Source organism: Bacteroides gallinaceum, from assembly GCF_030373775.1.
GTDB lineage: Bacteria > Bacteroidota > Bacteroidia > Bacteroidales > Bacteroidaceae > Phocaeicola > Phocaeicola excrementipullorum.
In genome coordinates this window covers 11,704-38,258 of record NZ_JAUDEN010000011.1, presented here as the reverse complement: position 1 = coordinate 38,258, position 26,555 = coordinate 11,704, and the positions used below count along the sequence as shown (strand labels likewise).

Below are 26,555 nucleotides of genomic sequence, written 5' to 3'. Positions count from 1 at the left end.
ATGCCCGGGTGTTCTGGTGCGAAATCCATTGCGTCCGTCCGGATGTCCGGAACAAATCGGGAACTTCCCGCAAAAGAAGTTTGTTTTCAGCCTGAAGACGTGTATCTTTAGGCTGAAGACATATATCTTCACGCTGGAGATTTGCATCTCCAGGCTAGAGATACAGATTTTTCTGCGGAACGTCCGCTTTTTTATGCGGCGTGAGCAATGAAGTTGGACTTGTGAATCGTTGCATTCGGCTGAATCGCTTGGTTTCCCCTCATTCAAATTCCAGGACGAAAGTTGTGTTCCATCCGTTGGTTCCTGACTTCAGCAGCGTGATGGTTCCTCCCGAAAGCTTCATGATCTGCCGCGAGAGTGACAGCCCGATGCCGCTCCCTTCTTTCTTGGTGGTGAAGAAAGGCACGAAAATCTCCTCAGCCTCGTTTTCGGGTATGACGGGACCGTTGTTGCTTACGTAGATAAACACATGCTCGTCGGCCGTAGACGAATAGGCGCGGAGGTGGATACGTCCCTTCCGGTCGCCGATTGCCTGCACCGCGTTCTTTATCAGGTTCAGCAGCACCTGCCGGATCAGGTTCGGGTCGGCGTAGAGCATCAGTTCCGAAGGCTCGATGAGTTTGGTGAACGTAATGTGTCCGGGGATGATGTGAAGCTCCTCAATCTGCGCCGCCAGCTCCGTGACGTAGAACGGCTCGGGCGAAGGCTTTTGCAGGGACGAGAATTTCCGGTAGCTGTCGACAAACGAAATCAGTCCCGCCGAAGTGTCGCGGATGGCCCGTATGCCCTCATAGAGAGAAGAGTGTATCACATCGTCGCGCTTCATGAAGGTTTCGCTGAGCGATGAGATCGGGGCGATGGAGTTCATGATTTCGTGTGTCAGGACGCGGGTCAGCCTGATCCATGAGTCCAGCTCCTTGCTGTCCATTTCGCTTCGTATGTCATTCAGCGTAAGGATGCGTACAGTCTGGTTTCCCAGCTCCATTTCCGAGGCGCGGACCGCCAGTTGGATTTCGCCCTTTGATGTGTTCAGATGGAGGTTGCACCGTTCGCCGGAGCTCAGGCGGCAGAGCGTTTCCGGGACATCTTTCCCGTAGCGTTCCAGTTGGCCGAGCGTGCCCAGCACAGGGAGTCCCAGCAGTTTGGCTGCCGCAGGGTTGCTCTGCATGATGGAATGGTCTTCTTTCAGCACGATGATGCCCGTGCTTACTCCCGACAGAATCTGTCCGTAGAAGTGCTCCTGCTGTTCCATGAGCTGCTTCTGCCCGGCCATCATCTCGCCGAACTGGTTGAGCGTGTCCTGAAGGATGCGCTCTCCTTCTGCCAGTCCCTGCATGGGGAGGCGGAACGAATAGTCGCGGTTGCGGATGGCTTCGAGCATGAGCCAGCTCCGTTCCTTCAGCCGGTGCCTCATCACCAGGAAGATGATGAAGGAGAGCAGGCACATGGCACTTCCTCCGGCCATATATGCCAGACTCCGGGTGCAGACGCCCAGTGTGAGTGCAGCCGTGCCCGCTGTCAGAAGCGCTATGCGCGTTCCCGCCGATAATAGATGTCTAGATGCCATACCGTTTCATTTTGTTGTAGAGGGTCTGTCTTGTTACTCCCAGCTGCGCGGCGGCCTGCGACAGGTTTCCGCTGCACTTGCCGATGGCTTTTATGATGAGGCTTCGCTCCATCTCGTCAAGGGTCTGCATGTCTTCTTCTGTCTGCGCTTTCCGGTCCGGTTCGGGGTGGTGCGCAGGGGCTAGCTGCAAGGCGTCGGTCTTCACTTCGTCCCCGTCCGAAAGGATAGCCGCCTTTTCTATCACATGCTGCAGTTCGCGGATATTCCCGTACCACGGGCACGAAAGCAGGAGTTTGCGGGCTTCCTCATCGAATCCTTGCAGGTTCCGTCCGTATTTCGCGGCATACCGTTTCAGGAAGAGTCCGGCCAGCGGAAGGATGTCTTCTTTCCGTTCGCGCAGGGCAGGGATATGCAGATGGATGGTATTGATTCGGAAGAGCAGGTCTTCGCGGAATTCTCCTTTGCGCACCATCTCGTCCAGATCGCGGTTTGTGGCGCATATCAGGCGGATGTCGGTAGACTGTGGACGGTTGCTTCCTACCCGCACGAAACTTCGTTTCTGGATGGCGGTCAGCAGTTTTGCCTGAAGGTGGTAGGGCAGGTTGGCAATTTCGTCGAGAAAGAGCGTTCCGCCGTTGGCTGCCTCGAATCGGCCGATGCGGTCGGCGTGTGCGTCGGTGAACGAACCTTTCACGTGGCCGAACAGTTCGCTCTCGAAGAGCGATTCGGTGATGGCTCCCATGTCGGCCGTCACCATCGGTCCGTTGCGCCGGTTCGAGAGGCGGTGGATTTCGCGCGCCAGCATGTCTTTGCCTGTTCCGTTTTCGCCGGTGATGAGGATGTTGGCATCGGTGGCGCTCACTTTGTCCACCAGCATGCGGAGCGGCTTGACGGCTTCCGACTCTCCCCAGTACATTGCTCCCTCGTCCGGCATCTGTGGGGCGAGCTGTTTCTTCTTGTCTTTTCCGTTTCCTTTCCGGTATGCTTCGAGCAGGGTCTGCACCAGTCTGCCGTTTTCCCAGGGCTTCACCACAAAGTCCGACGCTCCGTCTTTCAGTCCTGTGACCGCCAGGTTTATGTCGGCGTATGCCGTAAACAGCACCACCTGTATCTGCGGCTTCATCCGTTTGATTTCGCGGAGCCAGTAAAGGCCCTCGTTTCCGTTGTTGATGCCCGACGAAAAGTTCATGTCGAGCAGAATGAGGTCGACGGGTTCTTGCCTGATCAGCGTGGGGAGTGTGGTCGGCGAGCTGAGGGTGAGTACCTGTGCGAAATGTTCTTCCAGCAGATAGCGGAGCGAGGTCAGTATGTTTTGGTTGTCGTCGACAATCAGAAGTGTGCCTTGTTTTGCCATGGTGTGTATTGTCTGTTTTTATGTGATGCAAATTTATGGAAAAAAGTCTGCGCCTCAAACGGAAGCAGTGACAAATTATTTTACACGCAGTGTATAAATTTTTGACACTTTTACGGAATGCCTCTTACTGATATGTGCTGTTTTTCAGATGATTGCTGTTTTGGCACGGACTTTGATTCATGAATATCGGATGAATGACTTTTTTATATTTTTGATTTCAGACATGAATATGACAAGCAACGTGAAATTTATCTGTATGGCGGTGGCCGGATGCTTCGCGCTTCATGGTGAGGCGCAGGAAGTATGGAGTGTGGACCGGTGCATGGCATACGCCGTCAGACATAACCATACGGTGAAGCAGCGCCTTCTGGAGGCGAAAAACTATGAACTCGACCGGCTGCAGGCCATCGGGAGCTTTCTGCCCGGAGTGAGCGGAAGCACGGGAGTGCAGTACAATTTCGGTCGTTCGGTAGACCCCGAAACCAATACCTATAATAATGTGTCCACTTTCAACAACTCATACACGCTGGAGGGGTCGCTGACCGTTTTTCGCGGAGGGAGCCTGGTCAATGAGCTGCGCCGATCGAAGGCCGCCGTCCTTTTGGGAAAGGCCGCCCTTCAGGAAGCGCGCGACAATACGGCGCTCGAAACCTTTCAGGCTTACATCGATGCGCTCTATTGCTACGGAACGGAGCGTCTGGCGCGGAAGAAGCTGGCGGAAAGCGATTCGCTGCTCTACAAGACCCGGCGCCAGGAAGAGCTGGGACTGAAGGGACTGGCGGATGTGGCGCAGATGGAAGCCCAGCAGGCCACTGATGCTTATAACCTGACGCGCCAGCGCAACCTGTTTGAAACGGCCATGCTGACGCTGAAGCAGAAGATGAATTATCCGGCATCAGAGCCTTTGGTGCTTGATACTTGCCTGCTTGATGCAAGCCCTCTTTCTTTCGTGAAGCTCTCGGCCGATTCTCCGGAGGATGTGGTGAGTGCGGCATTGAGCACCAATCCCACTTTGCATCAGGCGGAAATGAACAAGCGAATCGCTCTCATGCAGCGCAAAGGTTCGTGGGCGAACATCCTGCCTCAGATTACGCTTTTCGGAGGCGTTTCTTCTTCCTACTACAAAGAGCTGCACAAGGACGGGTACGACAGCTTCGGGAGGCAGTTCCGGAACAACCTGGGGCAATATTTCGGGGTGAGCATGAGCATTCCGCTTTTCAACCGCTTTTCGGGGGCGGTAAGCATGCGCCAGGCACGCAACAACTACCGCATAGCCAGCGAGCAGTACGAGGAGCAGAAAACCGAACTTCAGAAGCTGGTGCTTCAGGCGGTGCAGGACCGTGAAGGCTATCTGAAAGAAACGGTGCAGATGGAAAAGAAAGTGGCTTCCGACTCGCTGGCCTATCATGTGACGCGCCGCAAGTTCGAGGAGGGGCTGATGACTTCGCTCGATGTGCAGAACAGTGCCGCCACGCTTCTCGAAAGCGAAACGCTGTTCTTGCAGAGCAAGCTTACCTATGTGCTGAAATGCAGGCTGGTGGACTATTACAAGGGAGAGGAGATAATCAATTGTCGGTTAAACGTTGAGAACTGAAAACATAACCTTAAACTGTCAACTATTTACATTATGGATATTCAACTGGAAAAGAAAAAAGGTATCAGAAAGCAGCACATCCCTTATATCGCAGGGGGAGGGGCAGTGCTGGCGTTGCTGCTTTGGATTGTGTTCGGCAATCATGCTTCTACACTGAAGGTGGACGGACGCTCGCTGAACATTGCGGAAGTGACTTATGGAGAGTTTAACGACTATATCCGGGTGAACGGGCAGGTGCAGCCCATCTCGGTAGTGCAGCTCAGTCCCGAGGAGGGAGGAATCGTGCGCGAGAAGGTGGTGGAGGAAGGTGCCCACGTAAAAAAGGGTGACGTGATTCTCCGCCTGAGCAACTCGAACCTCGATCTTCAGATTCTGAATGCCGAGTCGGAACTGGCCGAAAAGCAGAACCTGCTCCGAAACACGCAGGTCACCATGCAGCAGGACAAGCTGAACAACGAAACCGAAAAGGTGCAGCTCGACGTGGATGCGCGCCGCAAGCTCCGCACGTTCAACCAGTACGAGCGGCTCTATCGGGAGCGGCTCATCAGCCGGGAGGAATATTTGCAGGCAAAGGAAGACTATGAGGTTTCCGTAAAGAAGCACGGACTGGTGACGGAGCGTCTGGTGCAGGATTCCATTTATCGTACCATTCAGATGGATCAGATGGAAGACAATCTGCAGAACATGCGGAAGAACGTGCTTCTGATCCGCGAACGCAAGGACAAGCTGGAGGTGCGCGCACCAATTGACGGGGAGCTGGGACTGCTCGACGCGGAACTGGGACAGAACATCACCGCAGGACAGATGGTGGGACAGATCAATGACCTCTCGGACTTCAAGATCGAGGCGATGATTGACGAGCATTATATCGACCGGGTGACCAACGGGCTTCCCGCCACATTCGAGCGTCGAGGATCGCAGTTCAGCCTGAAGGTGCGCAAGGTGTACCCTGAAGTGCGTGAGGGACGGTTCCGCACCGATTTCGTGTTCCAGGGAAAGCGTCCGGAAAACATCCGGAGCGGGCAGACCTACTATATCGACCTTCAGTTGGGAGAGCCTACCCAAAGTGTGCTCATCCCGAAAGGGACTTTCTTCCAGGTGACCGGAGGAAACTGGATATTCGTGGTCGACAAAGACGGGAAGAAGGCTTACCGGCGCAAGATACGCATCGGGCGGCAGAACCCTCAGTATTACGAAGTGACCGAAGGACTGGAAAAAGGTGAAAAGGTTATCGTTTCCGGCTACGAAGGCTATAAGGACAACGAGGTGCTTGTTCTGAAATGAATGGAGCCTGAAGATAAAAAACTGACCGCTCATCTTGACGGACTTCACGGCTCGTTTCCGGCGAGATGTGCGGACAGGTGTGAAAGGAAAAAACGACAGAATATACGATGAGATAACTGTAAGAAAACATGAAGACTTATTTTACATTCTTGGAGCGCAACAAGCTCTTTACGTTTGTCAATGTGGCGGGGCTGAGCATTTCGCTGATGTTTGTGTTCCTCATCGCCGACATGGTGATGCGCCAGCTTACCGTGGACAAGGATTTGAAGGATGTGGACCATACTTACCTGTTCGCTTCCGAGGAATACTTCGGTGCGCATTATGTGCTGGGCGAGCGTTTAGCAAACCGCTATCCAGAAATAGAGGATTGGTGCGTGAGCACGAATTGCGCGGGAATAGGTGATGAGTATGCAGATGTGGATGGGAGGAAATACGATGTGAAAGTACTGGTGGCAAAGGATAACTTTTTTACATTTTTCGGTTTCCCGCTACTGGAAGGGAACCCTGCCCAAGTGTTGTGCGATGATTACAGCGTAGTGCTCTCGCGCTCGGCGGCCAATCGCATTTTCGGAAAGGAAAACGCGTTGGGGAAGTCCATCCGTATGAACTTCACTGACGGACATGTCTATACTGTGACGGGAATCATGGAGGATATAGGCAATTCCATCTTCCCTTCGGAAACAGAGATGGTGTTTCCTTTTGAGACAATGAAATACATTAATACTGCCGCCGCCATCGAGAACACTGGCATGCAGAACTTCGGAGGGGCGAATCTTTTCATACATGTGCCCGAAGGGGTGGATCCGAACGCCAAAAATGCTGACATGCTGGCATGGCTCAAGACGTTTGCCTGGCCTTATCTCTACGGAACGTACTCAAAGGCTTGTTGGGTGCCGATGCGTGATGTGTATTTCTCCGAAATGGAGTGTACGAACATGAATCAGTATAGCCGGAGGGTGATGACGGTGATGGCTGTGGCAGGTTTGCTGGTTCTTCTAATGGCTGTATGTAACTATGTGAGCATGAGTGTGGCGCAGACTTCGTACCGCGCCAAGGAAATGGCTACTCGCAGGTTGCTCGGTTCGACTCCGGACTGCATTTTTTGGCGGATGATGTTAGAGTCGTTGGTAATGATTGTTGTAGCCTTTGTGGCTGCCTTTCTTCTGGCTGTGCTTGCAGAGCCGTATGTGATGGAGCAACTGAAGACGAGGCTGGACATCGTGGGTGACCTGACTCCGGAAACCGCGTTCTGGTATGTGGTGGGAATCGTGCTGATTTCAGCGGTGTCGGGATTCGTCCCGGCCACAATACTCTCAAGATACAACCCGATGGATGTAGTGAAGGGCACGTTCAGGCGGAAGACTAAGACGGTGTACCTGCGTTTGCTTTATGTCGTGCAGTGCGGACTCACGACGGCTCTCCTTTCTTGCGCGCTCTATCTTGGGGTTCAGTTCTTCCGAATCCTTGATGAGCCGTTGGGATATAGCTACGGGCATGTGCTTTGCTTTCCCAATATGAGCGAAACAAAGAATCTCGCCCGTTTCCGTGATGAGGCACGCCGGCTTCCGTTTGTAAAGAACGTCTGCTTCACGCGTGGCTTTCCAGTGGACGGGGGTAATAGCTCGCTTTCCGAGTTCAACGTGAAGGGTAGGTCAGCTCCTATAGATTTCCGACTTTTTGTGGCCGATTCGTCTTTCCTTTCCATTTTTCATATACCATTGGAAAAAGACTACGGCCTGTCTCCTTCACCTTCAAGTTATTATTTGAGCCGCCGTGCCTACAAGGAACTTGCCTTGGATGACAGTGCTTCTTCTGTAATGAACGCCGAGGGATCTTGGAAATTGAACATCGCCGGGCGCATCCCCGACTTCCAACTCCGTTCGGCTTTAGAGAAGCCCTGTCCGATATTGCTCCAGATTTTCCCGTCCGATAGTATCGCCTATCCGTGGGACGTACTGATAGAAACATATGACGGAGATTTGGAGGCCCACAAGAAGCGGCTTGATGCACTTTATTCGGAAATGATCGATGGAGTTCCGTTTGAGTCAAGGTGGTACGATGATTTGTTGTTGGATTCCTATTCCGATATTATTCGTGTGAGTAAGGTAATCGGAGTGTTCACGTTTGCCGCCTTGCTTATCTCCCTATTGGGACTTACGGCCATGAGCGTTTACTTCATAGCCCAGCGCAAGCGCGATATGGCGATACGTAAGGTGTTCGGCTCCAGTCCGCTCAGCGAGCAGAGCCGGCTGATGCGCTTTTCGTTCAGTTCGGCCCTTGTCAGTCTGATAATCGCCATTCCCCTGATGTGGTTCGGAATCATGCAGATAGACAAGATCGTTACTTTTAAAAGCTGTTTCCCATGGTGGGTTCCGGTGGCCGCCTTTCTGACCATATCCTTCATTTCGCTGGTGGCGGTATGGCTCATTGGCCGGAGTGCCACGCGCGAGAACCCGGTGAACAATCTGAAGACGGAGTGACTTTACCATTTACAGACTTTTTTAACTGACAAATATGAAAACATTGATACGCAACTTTACGCATACATTCCGGCGCTTTTTCACCGCCAGCGTGCTGAACATCATGGGACTGGCGATAGCCTTCGCCTCGTTTTTCGTGATCATGACGCAGGTGGATTACGACCTGAACTTCAATAAGGGATATAAGGATTATGAGCATATCTATCGGGTGGAAGTCTATCCCAACGATGACAACGGGTGGCAGACGTGGATGCCGCGCCCACTATGCGAACTGATAGGCAACGGTTCGCCCCACATCCAAGCAATTTCCATCGTCAACTCTTTTTCCGGCTCGGCAAAGTTTGAGGTAGGCGGACATCAGTTCGAAGAAATCACCCTGTCCGGCTTCGGCAACTTTATGAAGACGTTCCAGCCCCGCATGATAGCCGGTTCTGCCGATGCGCTCGAACGGCAAGGGCAAGTGCTCATCCCACGCTCGATGGCGATGCGCTTCTTCGGTTCCATTGATGCTGTGGGGAAAACTATCTTCGAAGGAAAGCAGGCGGATAACCGTCTGCTGACCGTGGGTGGCGTGTATGAAGACTTCCCCGAAAATTCGCAGATAAGGAGCTGCCTTTTCCTCCCCCTTCGGTCCGAGAACAACAAGGACAACTGGCAAAACTGGAACTACAACTGTTATCTCCGTACTGACGGCACACTGGATCCTGATGAACTGAACAGGTCCGTATTCCAAAGGATGAAAGAGATAGTGCCCGAACGGGTCAGTGCAATGAGCGACAATGAAGCGTCCTCGTTCCTCCGCTTTACTCCGATAGCCGACGTACATTTTTCAAAAGTAGGCAACAAAAGCGCCAGCAGCCGCACCACGGTCTACCTCCTGCTGTGCGTGTCGTTTCTCATCGTCATCGTTGCTGCCATCAACTTCATGAACTTCACGTTGGCGGAAACCCCGATGCGCGTCAAGAGCATCAACACGCAGAAGGTGCTGGGAGCCACGGCAGGCTCGCTCCGTATGGGGCTGGTGCTGGAAGCGGTGCTGGTCAGCATCATTGCTTTGGGCATATCGATGCTCTTTCTGCTGGCGTTGCGCGATTCGGGCTTGCAAGATTTGGTGACAGCAAGCCTTGACTTGACGGCACATCCGCTGCTGCTTGCCTCCACTCTCGGCATCAGCGTGCTGATAGGTATGCTGGCAGGACTGTATCCGTCTTATTATGCCACTTCTTTTCCGCCAGCCTTGGCACTGAAAGGCTCGTTCGGCCTTTCTCCTAAAGGGCGGAAGCTGCGCACGTTGCTGGTATGCTTCCAGTTCTTCGTGGCGTTCATGTTAGTTATCGCCATCGGCATAATGTATGCGCAGAGCCGCTACATCCGCACCGCCGACTATGGCTACGACAAGGATGCCATCGTGGTGGGCAACATGTCGTGGGATGCCATCCTGCAGAAAGAAGCGGTAGCCGATGAACTTTCGCGCATATCGGGCGTAGAAGGTGTAGCGTTTTCGCAACGCGTTTTGAGTTCGAGCGATACTTATATGGGATGGGGACGCGGCTCGGATGACAAGCATATTCAGTTTGACGTGCTTCCGGTGGATTACCGCTACCTGAAGGTGATGGGCATCCATGTCACCGAGGGGCGCGACTTTAAGCCGGGCGACGGTGATGTGTATATCTTTAACGAAGCTGCCCGCAAGAAATATCCATGGATGGCGGTCGACCAACTTGCCACCGATGGCGATTACCCCATCGTAGGCTTCTGCGAGAATATCCGATACAGCACGTTCCGCAACGATGACAACAGCCAGCCAATGGCATTCTTTATCTTCGGCAAAGACTATGCTGACTGGGGGCGCTGGGAAAACATCGTCAACGTCCGCATCTCCGCCGGGACAGACAAAATAGCTGTTATCCACTCCTTGCAAAAGACGATGGAGAAGTTCACCCCGGGTCACGATTTCGACTTCCGGTTCATGGACGAGGTGATTGACAATTCCTACCGCAACGAGCTTCGCTTCACGCGCCAGATTCTGCTCTTCTCCCTGCTCGCCATCGTCATCAGCATGATCGGCGTGTTCGGGCTGACCATGTTCGAGAGCGAATACCGGCGCAAGGAAATCGGCATCCGCAAGATATTCGGCAGCACCACGGGCGAAATCCTCCGCATGTTCAACAAGCGTTACCTTTATATATTGATGGGATGCTTCGTCGTAGCCGCGCCCTTCGGGTGGTGGATCGGCCTCCACTGGCTTGAAGGCTTTGCCGAGAAGGCTCCCATCAGCGCATGGATATTTCTCATCTCGTTCCTGCTCGTCACCGCCATCACTCTCCTTACGGTTACGGTTCAGAGCTGGCGGACGGCGAGAGAGAACCCCGCAAACTCTATCAAGACGGAGTAGGTGTAAAGAAATCATACACCGGCTGTCAAGATTTTTGACATATCCGTGCAATACGGAATATTAAAATGTTCTGGCAATAAGGAAGTTGTATGAATGGTACGGCATTTGCTTTCCTGATTTGGGAAGATGCTGCAACAAGAAAAAAGAATGAATGATTGATCAACAAAACATACAGTTATGATAAAGATTGAAAACCTTACAAAGACCTTCCGCACGACGGAAGTGGAAACCATTGCACTGAACAAGGTGAACCTTGAAGTGAGTGAAAAAGAATTCGTAGCCATCATGGGACCCTCGGGATGCGGCAAGTCTACGCTTCTGAATATTTTGGGCTTGCTTGACAACCCGACCTCAGGAAGCTATTATCTGGACGGAAAAGAGGTGGGGCACCTGAAGGAAAAAGACCGCACCAACGTGCGCAAGGGAAATATCGGCTTCGTGTTCCAGAGCTTTAACCTGATTGACGAGCTGAACGTGTTTGAGAACGTGGAGCTTCCGCTCACCTACCTGCACATTCCCTCGGACGAGCGTAAGCGCCGTGTGAGCGAGATACTGAAACGGATGAACATCAGTCACCGTGCGAAGCATTATCCGCAGCAGCTGTCGGGAGGTCAGCAGCAGCGTGTGGCCATTGCCCGTGCCGTGGTGTCGGGACCGAAGATTATTCTTGCCGACGAGCCTACGGGTAACCTCGACTCAAAGAACGGACTGGAAGTGATGCAGTTGCTTACGGAACTGAACAAGGAGGGAACCACCATCGTGATGGTGACGCACAGCCAGCGCGATGCGGGGTTTGCCGGACGCATCATCAATCTGTTCGACGGACAGGTGGTGTCGTCGATTGCGGAAATGTAAGTCTTTTTTGTCAGAAGTTGTCATTTTGTTGGAAGTTAAAGCCTCCTTTAACTTCTCTAACTCCTTTAACTTCTTTAACTCCTTCTTAAACTGCTTAGAAAAATGAAAAAAGCATTGAAATCATTGTTTCGGAAAGGGGAGGCCAACGTGGTGAAGATACTCTGTCTGGGAGTGGGCCTTGCCATAGGTCTTACTCTCCTTGCCGAAGTTATCTTCCAGCGATCGTACGACAACTTTATACCCCGGCTGGAAGATACCTATCGCGTGGGCGAACGCTACATGCGTCCAAGCGACGGAGGATTGAAAGAGTATACGCAGGTTTCGGGAGCCGTGGCGTCGGGACTCAAGGCGTATTGCCCCGAGGTGGAAGCCGCGACCCGTTTCACGGAATTCACTGCTGATGCTTTTGTGTCGGAAGACAAAAAAGAAGTGTTGTGCAACATCTATATGTGCGACAGCTCTTTCTTCGATGTCTTTCCTTTGCCGATTCTGATGGGAGAACCTCCCCGCACCGGACTGGAAAAGGCGGGATGCGGATATATCTCGCGCGAACTGTTTGAAACGCTGGGACAGGACATCATCGGACGGACGCTCACCTGGAAAGCTTTTCCGAAATTCCGCTTCACGGTGGTCGGGGTTTTCGAAGACATGCCCGAAAATACGCATTTGCCCCGTTTCAACGTGGCGCTGGCTTTGCCTACCATCGCGTGGGTGTCGTGGGACGGACGAAACAACTGGGTGGGAAATGACCGGTATAAGGGCTATGTCCGTCTGCGTGCGGGAACCGATCCCGAACAGCTCCGCCCGAACATCAGACGCATGATTGACGACAATGTGAGTGAAGAACTGAAAGGTACGGGCAGTGAACTGGACTATGCGTTGCAGCCTGTGAAAGAGATTTTCGTATCCTCCGACTACAATCGGGTGATGAACATCGTGTTTCTCTCGTTTGCCGTAATCATGCTCCTTTCTTCCTTGCTCAACTATGTGCTGCTTTCCATCTCGTCGATGGTGAGCCGGGCTAAGAGCATCGCCACTTACCGCTGCTACGGTGCGGGCCGGAGTGACATCTGCCGGATGATTCTGGCCGAATCGTGCCTTCATGTGGGCATCCTGAGCCTGGGACTGGCCGTGCTGGTGATTTTCGGGATGCAGGACTTCCTGCAGATGCAGCTCGGACACAGCCTGAAATCGCTTTTCACACCTTCGGCTCTCGCCATGTGTGTGCTGGTCGTTCTGGCGGTAGTTATTATTTGCGGCGTTGCGCCGGGCTGGCTTTACGCGCGCATCCCCGTCACGTATGCTTACCGCCGTTATTCGGAGAGCAAGAAACACTGGAAACTGGGACTGCTGTTCGTGCAGTTTCTGCTCTCTTCGCTTTTTGTCAGCCTGCTGGCGGTGATTGGCTTGCAGTATCATGCACTTACCAATTATGACGCCGGGTTCGACTACAAGCACGTGCTGGTTGTCGGCCTGAGCGGAACGGAAGACAATGAGAGGGAACGCTGCATACAGGAGCTGAAGGCTCTGCCGGATGTCGCTTCCCTGTCGTGGGGCTACTGCTCTCCGGTTAGCAAGTGCAGCGGAAACAACGTGTATAACCCGGAAACGGGAGAAGTATATATGAATGTGGCCGACATGTATGATGTCGGTGACGATTATCACAAGACGTTTCAGATTCCGGTCATTGAGGGCAGCGTCTTTACGCCGCACCTTCAGGACACGGTGACCCGTCAGGTGATGGTGAGCCGCAAGTTCGTGAAGCGGATGGAAGAACTGGCCGGCTGGAAAGGCTCTCCCGTGGGAAAGGCTTTCTTTTTGAGCGAGCACGGCGGACCGCTCACGGTATGCGGTGTCTACGAGGAAATTCACCTCGGCTCTCAGTTGGCAGAGTCCCGCGACGAGCGTCCTACGGTGATGTTCTATCAGGGAAAGCCTTCGGGAGTGCTCTTCATACGGGTTCATCGGATGTCGCCCGAAACGGTTGGACAAGTACAGAAAGTGGTCGACCGTACGCTCACCAGTCAGGAGAAGATTCTGACAAGCCTCGATTCGCAGATGAGTTCCCTGTACGATTCGCTGCTCCGTGTGCGCAACAGCGTGTTCTTTGCCGGGCTTTGCGTGCTGGTGATAGCTCTGGTCGGTCTGTTTGCCTATATCCGCGATGAGGTGTTGCGCCGCCGTTCTGAAATCGCCATACGGATAATCCACGGAGCGAAAGTGTCCGACGTTGAGCGTCTTCTGCTTTCCGACCTCCTGAAGGTGGCAGTTCCTTCCGTGCTGTTAGGCGGACTTGTGGCATGGAGGATCAGCGAGTCGTTGCTGGAACTTTTTGCCGTGAAGATTGGACTGACGTGGTATCTCTTTGCGCTTTGTATGGCTGCTGTGCTGCTGGCGGTGATGATGCTTGCCGCATGGCTGGTGTGGCGCACGGCACGGACCAACCCTACGGAGAACCTGCGGGCGGAATAAGCCTTCGTGTCCGAAAGCAACTTCAGCCTTATGCTGCAAATTCTTTATCTCCAGGCTAGAGATATACATCTTTTGTCTGGAGATATATGTATTTAAACTGGAGATATGCATCTCTAGCCTGGAGATAGAGAAAATTTAAGGTGTCTGTTTGTTTTGAACGGGACAAAATGAGGGGGATGATAGCAGATATTTCGTGATTTTCCCTTACCTTTGTTTTCCCAAAACAAAGAGCAATGGCAGAAGTAAAAAGAAATATAAGGGTGCCGAAGGCATCCAAGACTAAACAGACAGATGAATACGGGCATCTGCAGCCCCAAGCTCCCGAATTGGAGGAGGCTGTGCTCGGTGCCCTGATGATAGAAAAGGATGCCTATTCGCTGGTCAGCGAAATACTCCGCCCCGAGTCGTTCTACGAACACCGCAACCAGCTGATTTATGCGGCTATCACCGACCTGGCCATCCGCCAGAAGCCCATCGATATCCTTACGGTGACGGAGCAGCTCCGCCAGCGGGGAGATCTGGAAGAAGTGGGAGGTCCGTTCTATATCACCCAGCTGAGCGGTAAGGTGACCTCGTCAGCCCATATCGAATACCATGCGCGCATCATCGCGCAGAAGTTTCTGGCGCGCGAGCTGATCACTTTCACCAGCCAGATACAGACCAAGGCTTTCGACGAAACGCAGGATGTGGACGACCTGATGCAGGAAGCTGAGGGAAAGCTCTTCGAAATCTCCCAGCAGAACATGAAGAAAGACTATACGCAGATTAATCCTGTGATTCAGGAAGCGTATGACATGCTTCAGAAGGCTGCGGCGCGCACCGACGGTCTGAGCGGTCTGGCAAGCGGATTCCACCAGCTCGACAAGATGACTTCGGGCTGGCAGAACTCCGACCTGATCATCATCGCGGCGCGTCCGGCGATGGGAAAAACTGCCTTTGTCCTTTCGATGGCCAAAAACATGGCGGTAAACAGCCAGGTGCCCGTTGCCTTGTTCTCGCTCGAAATGAGCAACGTGCAGTTGGTGAACCGTCTGATTGTGAACGTGTGTGAGATTCCGGGTGATAAGATAAAGAGCGGGCAGCTTGCGCCTTACGAATGGGGGCAGCTCGACTATAAGATTAAGGAACTTTACGACGCGCCTCTCTATGTGGACGACACGCCTTCGCTCTCGGTGTTCGAACTGCGTACAAAGGCCCGCCGTCTGGTGCGTGAGCATGGGGTGAGAATCATCATCATCGACTACCTTCAGCTGATGAATGCGAGCGGAATGTCGTTCGGAAGCCGTCAGGAAGAGGTGAGCACCATCTCGCGTTCGCTCAAGGGACTGGCCAAAGAGCTGAATATCCCCATCATTGCGCTGAGCCAGTTGAACCGAGGAGTGGAAAGCCGCGAAGGAATCGAGGGCAAGCGTCCCCAGCTGAGCGACCTGCGCGAGTCGGGAGCCATCGAGCAGGATGCCGACCTTGTGTGCTTCATCCACCGCCCCGAATATTATAAGATATACAGCGACGAAAAAGGGAACGACCTCCACGGAATGGCCGAAATCATCATTGCCAAGCACCGTAACGGTGCGGTGGGCGATGTGCTGCTCCGTTTCCGCAGCGAGTATGCCCGTTTCCAGAATCCGGACGACGAAATGATTGTTCCTCCTCCGGGGGACGAAACGAGCGCTCCTGTCTTGCGCTCGCGCATGAACGGCGGGGGAGGGCAGTCTGGTGTGCCGCCCCTTTCTGCCGATATGGTTCCGCCTCCCGACAATCCATTCGGCGGACCGGTTCCCGATGTTCCGTTCTGATTGAAAAGCTGCTGATTTGTCAAGGGTTAAAGGAGCCTTCACTTCGCAGGAAGTTAACGTTTCCCTGCTTCTTTGGCTTCTTTGACTCCTTTCACTCCTTTCTAAAGGAATTCCGCCCCGAACGAAAGCGGGAGCAGATCCTTCACGCTTTCGAGAATCAGAATGTCTTTTCTTCCGTGAAGCAGGATGCGGATGGGATGTCTGAAACGCTGTTCCGTTTCCAGCAGCACCTGGCGGCACGCTCCGCATGGCGGAACAGGGATGTCTACAAACCCGGATTCGTTGCGTGCGGCGATGGCCAGCATGCGTACCGGCTGGTCGGGATATTGCGAGTTGGCGTAAAACAAGGTTGTCCGTTCGGCGCATATGCCCGACGGATAAGCTGCATTTTCCTGATTTGTGCCTGTAACGGTCACTCCGTTTGCCAGCAACGCTGCCGCTCCGACCGCAAATCTCGAGTATGGAGCGTAGCTCCGTGCCGTAGCTTCTTTCGCCGCGTCGATAAGCAGGCGCTGTTCTTCGTCAAGCTCTTCGTAAGCGGCAGATCTGATACGGATGTCAATGTGAATCTCTTTCATCGTCTTTTTTCTTTTTTGTTGGTCCTTCTTTTACAAATTTAGCGGAAAATCGCATTCCTTCTATCTTTATGTTCGCAATATATGGTCAAAATCTTTGTTTTTCGGTATTTTTAAGCATTCGGGTGCAGGCATTTTTCGCCAATCCGTTATCTTTGTGGAAATTTGTTAGAAAAAGGAACTGATGGGAAATATACGATATTTTTTCTTTGTTCTGCTGGCAGCGTTGGTTGCAGGTAACCTGTCGGCGCAGAAACGTAACAAGGCATACGAAGACTACATTCACAAGTATCGCAAAATAGCGGTGGACGAGATGAAACGCTATCATGTTCCGGCCAGCATCACGCTGGCTCAGGGACTGCTGGAGTCTGGAGCGGGAAAGAGCCAGCTCGCGCGGCGATCGAACAATCATTTCGGAATCAAGTGCGGCAAATATTGGGAGGGACGCACCGTGCGCGCCAATGATGACGCTCCCAATGAATGTTTCCGCGCCTACCGTCATCCGAAGGATTCTTACCGCGACCACTCCAAATTTCTGCGCGGAGGCACGCGCTATGCTTTTCTGTTCAAACTGAAGATCACCGACTACAAGGGATGGGCGAAGGGACTGAAGAAGGCAGGATATGCCACCGACCCGAGATATGCCACCCGTCTGATCAATATCATCGAGCTGTATGATCTGGACAAATATGACCGGAAAGGCGGACTGAAATGGGCCGAAGAGTTTCCGAATCCCCATCAGCCTTATCTTGCCAACGACTTGCTCTACGTGATTGCCCGCGAGGGGGATACGTTCAAGTCGATCGGGCGCGAGTTTGATATAAAGAAGAAACGGATCCGCACCTACAACGAGCTGCCGAAGGGCTATGAATTTCGGGGAGGAGAAATCGTTTACCTGGAAGAAAAGCACAAGCATGCCGTAGACGGGTTTGTCAGCTACATTGTCCGCCCGGGCGATTCGATGTATTCCATTTCGCAGAAGTTCGGCGTGAAGCTGAAAAATCTTTACAGGCTTAACGGGCTGGATGAGGATGCGGGCGTTCCTCCGGTCGGTTCGATCGTTTGGCTGCAATGAGCCGGCGCTGCGGATTCCGTCTTGCCGGACCGCCTACCGCCTGATTTTCTTTTTGTAGTATTCCGCCCGGTCTGTGATTTCTTTCACAAAGCGGTATGTGTCTGTTCCCCGCAGGTATCCGTTCTTGCACACCGGATCCTGATAATACGTTTTCTCGCTTTTCAGCAGGATGAAGTGGGCCACATTGTGTTCCCACAGGTATTGGTTGCGTCCGTATTTTTCGGCAAGAGCCATTGCGTCTGTCACATGGCCGATGCCGGCATTGTAGGCGGCGAGTATGAATTTGGTCTGGTCTTCTTTCTCTTCGATCCGTTCGAAGGAGCGCTGCATGGAAGCGATGTACTTGACAGCGGCCTTGATGCTTTCTTCGGGGTCTTTTTCTTTTCCCGGAGGCACTCCCAGGGCGCGTGCGGTGGCCGGCATGAGCTGCATCAGTCCTCTCGCTCCGGCCCATGAAACCACGTCGGGGTTGAAGTTCGATTCGGTATAGGCTAGCGAGGCCAGCAGCCTCCAGTCCCATCCGATCTGTTTGGCATATTTGCGGAACAGGTCGTCGTAGTGCGATATTTTTCCTTCCCGCACGGAGAGGATCGGACCGTACGAAGGCCGCTTGTTCAGCTCGAAGTAACGCCTTGCGCTGGCCTTGAACTCTGCGGAGCCGATGTTTTCCTTGTGCCATTGGTCGGCGGCTTCAGCCAGCAGGGGCGAGGTTTTCCGCACGGCCCATGCCGAACGCTGGTCGAAGCTGATGGCCATGCTGATGTCGAGGTTCGGATAATAGGTGCGGTTGATCCGGGCGATTTCGTCCGTAGCCACCGTATAGTCTATAGTTTCTTCCGACACCCATGTGATCAGGTCTTCGGCCGTGGCCGTATCGGTAGGCACTTCATGGATGTTGATTCCTCCTCCCAGTTCGCTGTTGAGGTTCTTCAGGCGTTCGTGGAATATTCCGGGTGTGGTGTAAATCTCTTTTCCGATCAGCTGGGTCACGTCTTTCAGCGCCTGTTTTCCTTTGCGCTGCACGATGACCTGGCGGGTGATGTTTTCTTCCCCGCAGAATATCAGGCTGTCTTTCAGTGGATTGGTGATGGGCAGGTTATAGGCAATCAGGTCGCCTTTTCCCCTGAGCAGGCTGTCTATCAGTTCCGCTTCGTCTTTTACCACTTGTATGCGCAGCTTCAGTCCCAGCGAACGGGCGAACTGCTGGGCTAGTTCATATTGAAAGCCCATCGGCTCTCCCCGATAGTTGAAGTAGGATGCCGAACCGTTGACGGTGAGAGCCACAAGCTCTCCCCGTTCCTTGATCTGCGGCAAGTCGACGGGCGGAATTTCGTTTTGCTTCGGCTTGCAGGAGAACAGGCAGAGGCAGATGAGCAGGCAGAGCTGCTGGATGGCATAACGTTTCATCGTCCCACAATCTTTTCAATATACAGCTTCAGTATCTCTATGGCCTTTTCATTGTGTCCGCCTTGCGGAACGATGAGGTCTGCTATCCGTTTGGCCGGTTCGATGAACTCCAGATGCATGGGCTTGAGCACGCGCATGTAGCGTTCCATCACCGCTTCGGCGGTCCGTCCCCTTTCGATCACGTCGCGCTGTATCACGCGGATCAGCCGTTCGTCCGGGTCGGCGTCTACAAAGATGCGCAGGTCCATCTGCCTGTTGAGGCGTTTGTCGCTCAATGCCAGTATGCCTTCTATGATGACAACCTTGCGTGGCTCGATGTGTATGGTCTGTGCCTGGCGGGTGCAGGTCAGATAAGAATACACAGGCTGCTCGATGGCCTCGCCTTTGCGGAGCATGGAGATGTGTTTCGACAGCAGATCCCAGTCGAAAGCGTTGGGATGGTCGAAGTTGATGTTTTGCCGTTCTTCTGCCGGCACATGGCTGCTGTCCTTATAATAAGAGTCGAGCGGAAGTACCACCACTTCGTCGGGCGGAAGGCTTTCTACGATGCGTTTCACGACAGTTGTTTTTCCGGAACCTGTCCCTCCGGCAATTCCAATGATAATCATGATACAGTTTCGGTAATTAATTTCTATATTTGCAATATACAAATATACGAAATTCATAAATATACACAACTATGGTCAAGCACATTGTTTTGTTCAAACTGAAAGATACGCTGGATCCGGCGGAAAAATCGGACATCATGCATCGTTTTAAGGCCGCTATCGAGGCGCTTCCCGAAAAGATTTCCTGTATCAGAAACATCCATGTGGGACTGAACGTGAACCCGGCGGAAGAGTGGGACATCTGTCTGGAGAGCGCATTCGATTCGCTTGATGATGTGAAGGCGTATTCCGTTCATCCCGATCATCTGGCGGCAGCCGGCATTCTGAAAGACGCGAAATGCGGACGTGCGTGTGTGGACTTTACGTATCAGGAGGAGGAAGTATGAAAAAGATAGTCAATCCGTGGCTTGGAATGGACGGTTACTTCTGTTTCGGCTGTGCGCCCGACAACGAAGCGGGAGTGAAAATGGAGTTTTATGAAGACGGTGATGAAGTGGTTTGTTTCTGGCATCCGGAACCGAAATACCAGGGATGGACGCATACGCTGCACGGAGGGATACAGGCTACGCTTTTGGATGAAGTCAGCGCGTGGACTATAGCCCGCAAGCTGCAGACCACAGGGGTGACGTCGAAAATGGAGCTGCGCTATCTCAAGCCGGTGCATACCACCGACAAGTATCTGGTGGTTCGGGGCAGAATCGCCGAACAGAGGCGCAATATCGTGACAGTGGAGGCATGCCTCTGCAATAGCGCGGGAGAGCCTTGCACAAAGGCGTCGTGTACCTATTTCACTTTCTCGAAGGAGAAGGCGCTCAGCGAACTTCATTTCAGCGGATGCGAAACGGAAGACGGGGAAGTGGAGCCGGCAATCTGAATATAGTTGATAAAACAGAAGAAAAAAGCAATATTTTCCGACAAATGCTTGCATAATTGAAACGCAAGCTATATTTTTGTCACAAACAACAGAACGAAGAAAGTATGATCTATACCAGAACACATCACCATCATCATTGCCTGACGGAACAGACGGTAGGCTGAAGGTGTGTGCCGGTACACATAAAAAGAAAAGGAAGGCTTGCCGAATAGCGAACGGCAGGCCTTTTTTCGTTTTTGCAAACATTTAAAAACAATGAATATATGTTGAGAATTGCCGTACAATCGAAAGGCCGTCTGTATGAAGACACGATGGCTCTGCTTGAAGAAGCGGACATAAAGCTGTCCACTTCCAAGCGCACTTTGCTTACCCAGTCGAGTAATTTCCCCGTCGAGGTGCTCTTTTTGCGCGACGACGATATCCCGCAGTGCGTGGCGGGCGGAATTGCCGATGTGGGAGTGGTTGGAGAAAATGAATTTGTAGAGCGGGCCGAAGATGCTGACATTATCCAGCGTCTGGGATTCAGCAAGTGCCGGCTTTCGCTTGCCATACATAAGGAGGTGGACTACACCGGACTGGAATGGTTCAACGGAAAGAAGATAGCCACGTCTTATCCTGCAATCCTGAAAAACTTTCTTGACAGAAACGGGATAAAGGCGGAAATCCATGTGATTACCGGCTCGGTGGAGATCGCCCCGGGAATCGGGCTGGCGGATGCCATCTTTGACATCGTGAGTTCCGGTTCGACGCTTATCAGCAACAACCTGAAGGAAGTGGAAGTGGTGATGAAGAGCGAAGCGCTGCTCATCGGAAACAAGGGACTGTCTGATGAAAAGAAGGAGATTCTGAAGGAACTGCTTTTCCGTATCGGAGCGGTAAAGGCGGCGGAAGACAAAAAGTATGTGCTGATGAACGTGCCCGCCGACAAAGTGAAGGATATTATCGAAGTGCTGCCGGGAATCAAGAGTCCTACGGTGATGCCGCTGGCCACGGAAGGCTGGAGCAGCGTGCATACCGTGCTCGACGAGAAACGTTTCTGGGAAATCATCGGAAAGCTGAAGGCGATTGGCGCGCAGGGAATCCTGGTTCTTCCCATCGAAAAGATGATACTTTAACCTTTAAATAGACTCAAAACGATGAATGTAATCATATATCCCGAGCGGGCGGATTGGAAAGAGATTCTGAAACGTCCGACTCTCGACACCGGATCGCTGAGGGAAACGGTTTGCGGAATCCTCGGCCGCGTGCGTAATGAGGGCGACAAGGCGGTAATGGAATACGAAGAAATGTTCGACAAGGTGAAGCTGCATTCGCTGGCTGTCACGGAAGACGAGTTCAGGGAGGCCGAAAAGGCTGTAAGCATCGAGCTGAAGGCGGCCATCATGTTGGCATACAAGAATATACACACCTTTCATTCTTCGCAGAAGTTCGAAGGGAAAAAGGTGTCTACCTTGCCGGGTGTGACTTGCTGGCAGAAGGCCGTAGCCATCGAAAAGGTGGGGCTTTATATTCCGGGCGGAACAGCTCCCTTGTTTTCTACCGTACTGATGCTGGCAACTCCGGCACGCATTGCCGGATGCCGGGAGATTGTGCTTTGCACTCCTCCCGACAAGAGCGGAAAGATCAGTCCGGCCATCCTTTATGCAGCGCAGGTGGCGGGAGTCAGCAAGGTGTTCAAGGCTGGCGGAGTCCAGGCTATTGGAGCCATGGCTTACGGCACAGGCTCCATACCTAAAGTATATAAGATTTTCGGGCCGGGGAACCAGTATGTCACGGCTGCCAAGCAGCAGGTATCCTTGCGCGATGTGGCGATAGATATGCCGGCAGGTCCGTCGGAAGTGGCGGTGCTTGCAGATGAAACGGCCAATCCGGCCTTTGTGGCTTCCGACCTTCTTTCGCAGGCAGAGCATGGAGTGGACAGCCAGGTGCTGCTTGTCACTACCTCCCGCGGACTGCTGGAAAAGACGCAGGCGGAAGTGGAACGTCAGCTGGCATTGCTCCCGCGAAAACAGATAGCTATGAAGTCGCTCGAGTCAAGCCGTCTGGTTCTGGTGGAAAGTCTGGAGGAAGGAATAGCCATGGTCAACGAATACGCTCCCGAGCATCTCATCATCGAAACTCGTGACTATGCGGCGGTGGCGGAAAAGATTGTCAATGCAGGCTCGGTGTTCCTCGGATCGTATTCGCCTGAGAGTGCGGGCGACTATGCTTCGGGCACGAACCATACCTTGCCCACCAACGGGTATGCAAAAGCCTACAGCGGAGTGAGCCTTGACAGTTTTGTCCGGAAAATCACTTTCCAGGAAGTTACTCCCGAAGGCATCGCTACCATTGGGCCGGCCATCGAAGTGCTGGCGGCCAACGAATACCTGGATGCACATAAAAACGCTGTTTCATTACGATTAAACCGGAAGATATGAAAACACTGGAAGAACTGACGCGGCCGAACATCTGGGCCTTGAAACCTTATTCTTCGGCGCGCGACGAATATAGCGGAAAGGAGGCTTCGGTCTTTCTCGATGCCAATGAGAATCCGTACAACGCGCCCAACAACCGTTATCCGGACCCGTTGCAGGGGGATCTGAAACGGAAGATCGCTGTGGTCAAGAAGGTGCTTCCCGAACAGATCTTTCTGGGAAACGGAAGCGACGAGGCCATTGATCTGCTGTTCCGCGCCTTTTGCCGTCCCGGCATCGACAATGTGGTGGCCATCGAACCGACTTACGGCATGTATAAGGTTTGTGCCGATGTGAACGATGTGGAATACCGCAATGTGCGCCTTGACGCTGAGTTCCGCTTCAAGGCCGGCGACATGCTGGCGGCCTCGGACGGGAACACCAAGCTGATGTTCCTTTGTTCGCCCAATAATCCTACGGGTAACAATCTTGACCGGAAGGAGATTCTGGCACTGCTTGAAGGATTCGGAGGGCTGGTGGTTGTGGACGAGGCTTATGCTGACTTTTCTGATGAGCCTTCGTTTCTGGCGGAACTGGAGATGCACCCTAACCTGGTGGTTTTGCAGACGTTCTCTAAAGCGTGGGGGTGTGCGGCCATCCGTCTGGGCATGGCTTTTGCTTCGCCGGACGTAATCGGGATACTTACCAAGATAAAATATCCGTACAACATCAACCGGCTGACACAGGAAGAGGCTATCCGCATGATTGGGCAGCATTATCAGGTGAAGCTGTGGGTGAAATCATTGCTTGAAGAACGTTCCCGGATGATAGGGGAGTTCAAGAAACTGAAGTGCAGCCGGCACGTGTATCCGACTGATGCGAATTTCTTTCTGGCAGAGGTGAGCGATGCCAAGAGTATCTATGATTACCTGGTGGACAAGGGAATCATTGTGCGCAACCGTACGAACGTGACGCTGTGCCATAACTGTTTGCGCATCACCATCGGCACGCGTCCGGAAAACGATGCCTTGCTTGAGGCTCTGAAACAATATAAAGACTGAAAAGGCATGAAGCAGAAAGTTTTATTCATAGACCGCGACGGAACACTGGTAATCGAGCCTCCGGTGGACTACCAGCTCGACTCGTTCGAAAAACTGGAGTTTTATCCCAAGGTGTTCCGCAACCTTTATTTTATACGCCATAAGCTGGATTTCCGTTTCGTGATGGTTACCAATCAGGACGGGTTGGGTACGGCCGCTTTTCCTGAAGGCACCTTCTGGCCTGTGCATAATCTGGTGATGAACACGCTCAAGGGCGAGGGAGTGGAGTTTGATGAAGTATGCATCGACCGCAGTTTTCCGGAAGACAATGCTCCTACACGGAAGCCTCGAACGGGTATGCTGAAGGCTTATATCGGCAATCCGGAATATGATCTGGAGGGAAGCTTTGTCATCGGAGACCGGGCTACGGATGTCGAGCTGGCTCACAACCTGGGATGCAAGGCTATCTTGCTCCAGCCGGACAAGTCACTGGTGGAAGGAACGGGGATGGAAGATACATGCGTGCTTGCCACAACCGACTGGGACCGGGTGGCGGAGTTCCTTTTCGCCGGCGAACGTGTGGCCGAGGTGCGGCGGACAACGAAGGAAACAGATGTTTTCGTCCGGATGAATCTGGACGGGAGCGGGAAATGTGACATTGGTACAGGTCTGGGCTTTTTTGACCACATGCTGGAACAGATAGGCAAGCATGGAGGACTGGATCTGACTGTCCGTGTAAACGGAGATTTGCAGGTGGACGAGCATCATACCATCGAAGACACGGCACTGGCTTTGGGCGAGTGTCTGCGCAAGGCGTTGGGCGACAAGCGGGGAATCGAGCGTTATGGCTATTGTCTTCCGATGGACGATTGCCTTTGCCAGGTGGCTCTTGATTTCGGAGGGCGCCCGTGGCTGGTATGGGATGCGGAGTTCAAGCGGGAAAAGGTGGGAGATATGCCTGCGGAGATGTTCTTCCATTTCTTCAAGTCATTCAGCGATGAGGCACGGATGAATCTGAACATCAAGGCTGAAGGAACGAACGAGCACCATAAGATTGAAGGCATCTTCAAGGCCTTGGCGCGCAGTATCCGAATGGCTGTAAGGCGGGATATCTATCATTATGAAGTCCCTTCGAGCAAAGGGATTATCTGACCCGTTGTGCCGGTGCAGAAGAACGGCCGAAACAGACGATGTTCCTGTTCCGGCCGTTCTTCTTGTATGTGTTCCGACAGTGTTATTGTTTCTTCAGCGATACGCCCAGTTGCAGTCCGTCGTATTCGTTCAGCAAGGATGTTGCTGTGCTGATGGCGCTGTTTGAGGATTTTCCGGCAATCGCTCCGGTGATGTTCTGTGCCAGTGACATCAGCTTGTCTGCCTTGAACAGCAGGCTCATCGTGTCGCCCGTCAGTCCTTTTGATACCGTCACGTTCGTTTTGATGCCCAGGCGCGTCTTCATTGTCAGCTCCTTCGTGTCCGGATTGTAGCTGTAGGTGCCTTGGGTGGTGCGGCTTCCGATGGTTGCCGTATAAGTGCTGTCTTCGTTGAACGTATAGGAAGAGCCTTCCTTGAATCCCAGCAGTTCGAATACGCCGCTCATCTTTTCTTCAATCTTTTTTGAAGCCACTTCGCCTCCGGCTTTTGCCAGCAGGTTGTCGCTGGTGAACTTGCAGTCAGGGCCGGCGTAGGTCCATGTTCCCACAATCGAATTGCTTTCGCCCGTAGCCTTGTTGATCACGGCGTTCGCCACTCCGGAGAGGATCGATTTCCAGTCCTGTGCCATGCCGTTGGCTGCGCCTGCTATGCAGAGGACAGCCGCCAACATTACTTTAAGCAAAATACTTTTTTTCATCTTTATCTAGTTTTAAGTCTAAGTTTTTTCTCAGCAAGCCTTGAAGCTCATGTCAAGCCCCTTTACCGAATGGGTGAGAGCGCCTACAGAAATGAAGTCCACTCCACATTCCGCATAGTCGCGGAGCGTGTCGAAGGTGATTCCTCCGGAAGACTCGATCTCATAACGCCCGCCGACCATTTCAACGGCCTTGCGCGTGTTTTCCGGCGTGAAGTTGTCGAGCATGATACGGTCCACTCCGCCCAGGTCGAGCACCTGCTGCAGCTCGTCGAAGTTGCGCACTTCGATTTCAATCTTCAGGTCCTTGCCCTTTTCCTTGCAGTATTCTTTGGCACGTGTGATGGCCTTGTCTATTCCTCCCGCAAAGTCTACGTGGTTGTCCTTCAGCAGAATCATGTCGAACAGTCCGATGCGGTGGTTCACGCCTCCGCCTATCTTCACCGCCATCTTCTCGAGGATGCGCATTCCCGGAGTCGTTTTCCGCGTGTCGAGCACGCGGGTCTTCGTGCCTTCGAGGCGTTCCACGTATTTATGGGTCATGGTAGCAATGCCGCTCATGCGCTGCATGATGTTCAGCATCAGGCGTTCTGTCTGCAGCAGCGACTGCACTTTCCCCGTCACCGTCATCGGCACGTCGCCCGGCTTTACATGCGCGCCGTCGTTGATGAATACCTCTACCTGGAGTGTCGGGTCGAAGCGTCTGAACACTTCTTTCGCCACTTCAATGCCTGCCAGTATTCCTTCTTCCTTGATGAGCAGCTTCGATTTGCCCATTGCGTCGGCAGGGATACATGATAATGTGGTATGGTCACCGTCGCCTATGTCCTCTGCAAAAGAGAGGTCGATCAGACGGTCTATCAGATCTTTCACAATTTTTTCGTCCATCTTGATTCGATTATAAAAGGTTTTGTTTGCGGCAAAGGTAAGTATTATT

At 52.8% G+C, this 26,555-nt stretch carries 20 protein-coding genes and 1 pseudogene; 14 read left to right on the top strand and 7 right to left on the bottom strand.

All coding sequences use genetic code 11. The features are described from left to right. Positions 1-259 precede the first annotated feature (259 nt). Together QUW60_RS07550 and QUW60_RS07545 are read right to left on the bottom strand one after the other, a co-directional pair. A complete protein-coding gene (locus QUW60_RS07550) occupies positions 260-1,567 on the bottom strand; it encodes a sensor histidine kinase (RefSeq protein ID WP_289559600.1) in 1,308 nt (435 codons plus the stop codon). Next, positions 1,557-2,921 carry a sigma-54-dependent transcriptional regulator gene (locus QUW60_RS07545; protein ID WP_258338786.1) on the bottom strand — a complete coding sequence of 455 codons (1,365 nt, stop codon included), beginning with the start codon at positions 2,919-2,921 and terminating at the stop codon, positions 1,557-1,559. The genes QUW60_RS07550 and QUW60_RS07545 overlap by 11 nt, the downstream gene beginning before the upstream one ends. Positions 2,922-3,162: 241 nt before the next feature. On the opposite strand from QUW60_RS07545, the gene QUW60_RS07540 reads away from it, so the two are divergent. From QUW60_RS07540 to dnaB, 7 genes are all read left to right on the top strand, one after another. Continuing rightward, entirely contained in the window at positions 3,163-4,515 is a 1,353-nt protein-coding gene (locus tag QUW60_RS07540) for a TolC family protein (protein ID WP_289559597.1), read from the top strand. A gap of 33 nt (positions 4,516-4,548) precedes the next feature. Beyond that, positions 4,549-5,799, top strand: a complete 1,251-nt coding sequence (locus tag QUW60_RS07535) for an efflux RND transporter periplasmic adaptor subunit (RefSeq protein WP_289559595.1) — start codon at positions 4,549-4,551, stop codon at positions 5,797-5,799. Positions 5,800-5,927: 128 nt separating this feature from the next. Continuing rightward, positions 5,928-8,279 (top strand): ABC transporter permease, encoded by a 2,352-nt coding sequence (locus QUW60_RS07530; protein ID WP_289559593.1) that lies wholly within the window; start codon positions 5,928-5,930, stop codon positions 8,277-8,279. Between the two features lie 34 nt (positions 8,280-8,313). Then, complete coding sequence (locus QUW60_RS07525) at positions 8,314-10,674, top strand: ABC transporter permease (RefSeq protein WP_289559591.1); 2,361 nt, start codon at positions 8,314-8,316, stop codon at positions 10,672-10,674. 177 nt (positions 10,675-10,851) lie between these two features. Continuing rightward, positions 10,852-11,529: an ABC transporter ATP-binding protein gene (locus QUW60_RS07520; protein WP_289559589.1), complete on the top strand. Its 678-nt coding sequence runs from the start codon at positions 10,852-10,854 to the stop codon at positions 11,527-11,529. 102 nt (positions 11,530-11,631) lie between these two features. After that, on the top strand, positions 11,632-14,001 hold the full coding sequence (locus tag QUW60_RS07515) for an ABC transporter permease (RefSeq protein WP_289559587.1): 2,370 nt from the start codon (positions 11,632-11,634) through the stop codon (positions 13,999-14,001). A 233-nt stretch (positions 14,002-14,234) separates the two neighbouring features. After that, on the top strand, positions 14,235-15,797 hold the full coding sequence (gene dnaB / locus QUW60_RS07510; RefSeq protein WP_258337929.1) for a replicative DNA helicase: 1,563 nt from the start codon (positions 14,235-14,237) through the stop codon (positions 15,795-15,797). 101 nt (positions 15,798-15,898) lie between these two features. Here the strand turns inward: dnaB and QUW60_RS07505 are convergent. Further along, positions 15,899-16,396: pseudogene (locus tag QUW60_RS07505) on the bottom strand (cytidine deaminase); the annotation flags it as partial. Positions 16,397-16,556: 160 nt separating this feature from the next. Here QUW60_RS07505 and QUW60_RS07500 point away from each other — a divergent pair. After that, positions 16,557-17,447, top strand: coding sequence for a glucosaminidase domain-containing protein (locus tag QUW60_RS07500; protein ID WP_258337927.1), 891 nt, complete (start codon positions 16,557-16,559; stop codon positions 17,445-17,447). A 33-nt stretch (positions 17,448-17,480) separates the two neighbouring features. Here the strand turns inward: QUW60_RS07500 and QUW60_RS07495 are convergent, their stop codons facing one another. Further along, positions 17,481-18,854 carry an MltF family protein gene (locus QUW60_RS07495; RefSeq protein ID WP_258337926.1) on the bottom strand — a complete coding sequence of 458 codons (1,374 nt, stop codon included), beginning with the start codon at positions 18,852-18,854 and terminating at the stop codon, positions 17,481-17,483. Further along, entirely contained in the window at positions 18,851-19,462 is a 612-nt protein-coding gene (udk, locus tag QUW60_RS07490; protein ID WP_258337925.1) for a uridine kinase, read from the bottom strand. Before udk ends, QUW60_RS07495 begins: the two co-directional genes overlap by 4 nt. Before the next feature lie 71 nt (positions 19,463-19,533). Here udk and QUW60_RS07485 point away from each other — a divergent pair, with 71 nt between their 5' ends. From QUW60_RS07485 to hisB, 6 genes are all read left to right on the top strand, one after another. After that, positions 19,534-19,848, top strand: coding sequence for a Dabb family protein (locus tag QUW60_RS07485; RefSeq protein WP_258337924.1), 315 nt, complete (start codon positions 19,534-19,536; stop codon positions 19,846-19,848). Then, positions 19,845-20,336 (top strand): PaaI family thioesterase, encoded by a 492-nt coding sequence (locus tag QUW60_RS07480; RefSeq protein WP_289559581.1) that lies wholly within the window; start codon positions 19,845-19,847, stop codon positions 20,334-20,336. Before QUW60_RS07485 ends, QUW60_RS07480 begins: the two co-directional genes overlap by 4 nt. A gap of 263 nt (positions 20,337-20,599) precedes the next feature. Further along, complete coding sequence (hisG, locus tag QUW60_RS07475; protein ID WP_289559579.1) at positions 20,600-21,451, top strand: ATP phosphoribosyltransferase; 852 nt, start codon at positions 20,600-20,602, stop codon at positions 21,449-21,451. Positions 21,452-21,472: 21 nt separating this feature from the next. Next, positions 21,473-22,756, top strand: coding sequence for a histidinol dehydrogenase (hisD, locus tag QUW60_RS07470; protein WP_258337921.1), 1,284 nt, complete (start codon positions 21,473-21,475; stop codon positions 22,754-22,756). Continuing rightward, positions 22,753-23,793: a histidinol-phosphate transaminase gene (hisC, locus tag QUW60_RS07465; protein ID WP_258337920.1), complete on the top strand. Its 1,041-nt coding sequence runs from the start codon at positions 22,753-22,755 to the stop codon at positions 23,791-23,793. Before hisD ends, hisC begins: the two co-directional genes overlap by 4 nt. A gap of 6 nt (positions 23,794-23,799) precedes the next feature. After that, on the top strand, positions 23,800-24,924 hold the full coding sequence (hisB, locus tag QUW60_RS07460; protein WP_289559576.1) for a bifunctional histidinol-phosphatase/imidazoleglycerol-phosphate dehydratase HisB: 1,125 nt from the start codon (positions 23,800-23,802) through the stop codon (positions 24,922-24,924). 82 nt (positions 24,925-25,006) lie between these two features. Here hisB and QUW60_RS07455 read toward each other — a convergent pair whose 3' ends face one another. Both QUW60_RS07455 and nadC read right to left on the bottom strand, forming a co-directional pair. After that, entirely contained in the window at positions 25,007-25,621 is a 615-nt protein-coding gene (locus QUW60_RS07455) for a DUF4923 family protein (RefSeq protein ID WP_289559574.1), read from the bottom strand. A 30-nt stretch (positions 25,622-25,651) separates the two neighbouring features. Next, entirely contained in the window at positions 25,652-26,506 is an 855-nt protein-coding gene (nadC, locus tag QUW60_RS07450) for a carboxylating nicotinate-nucleotide diphosphorylase (protein ID WP_258337917.1), read from the bottom strand. Between the last annotated feature and the right edge of the window lie 49 nt (positions 26,507-26,555).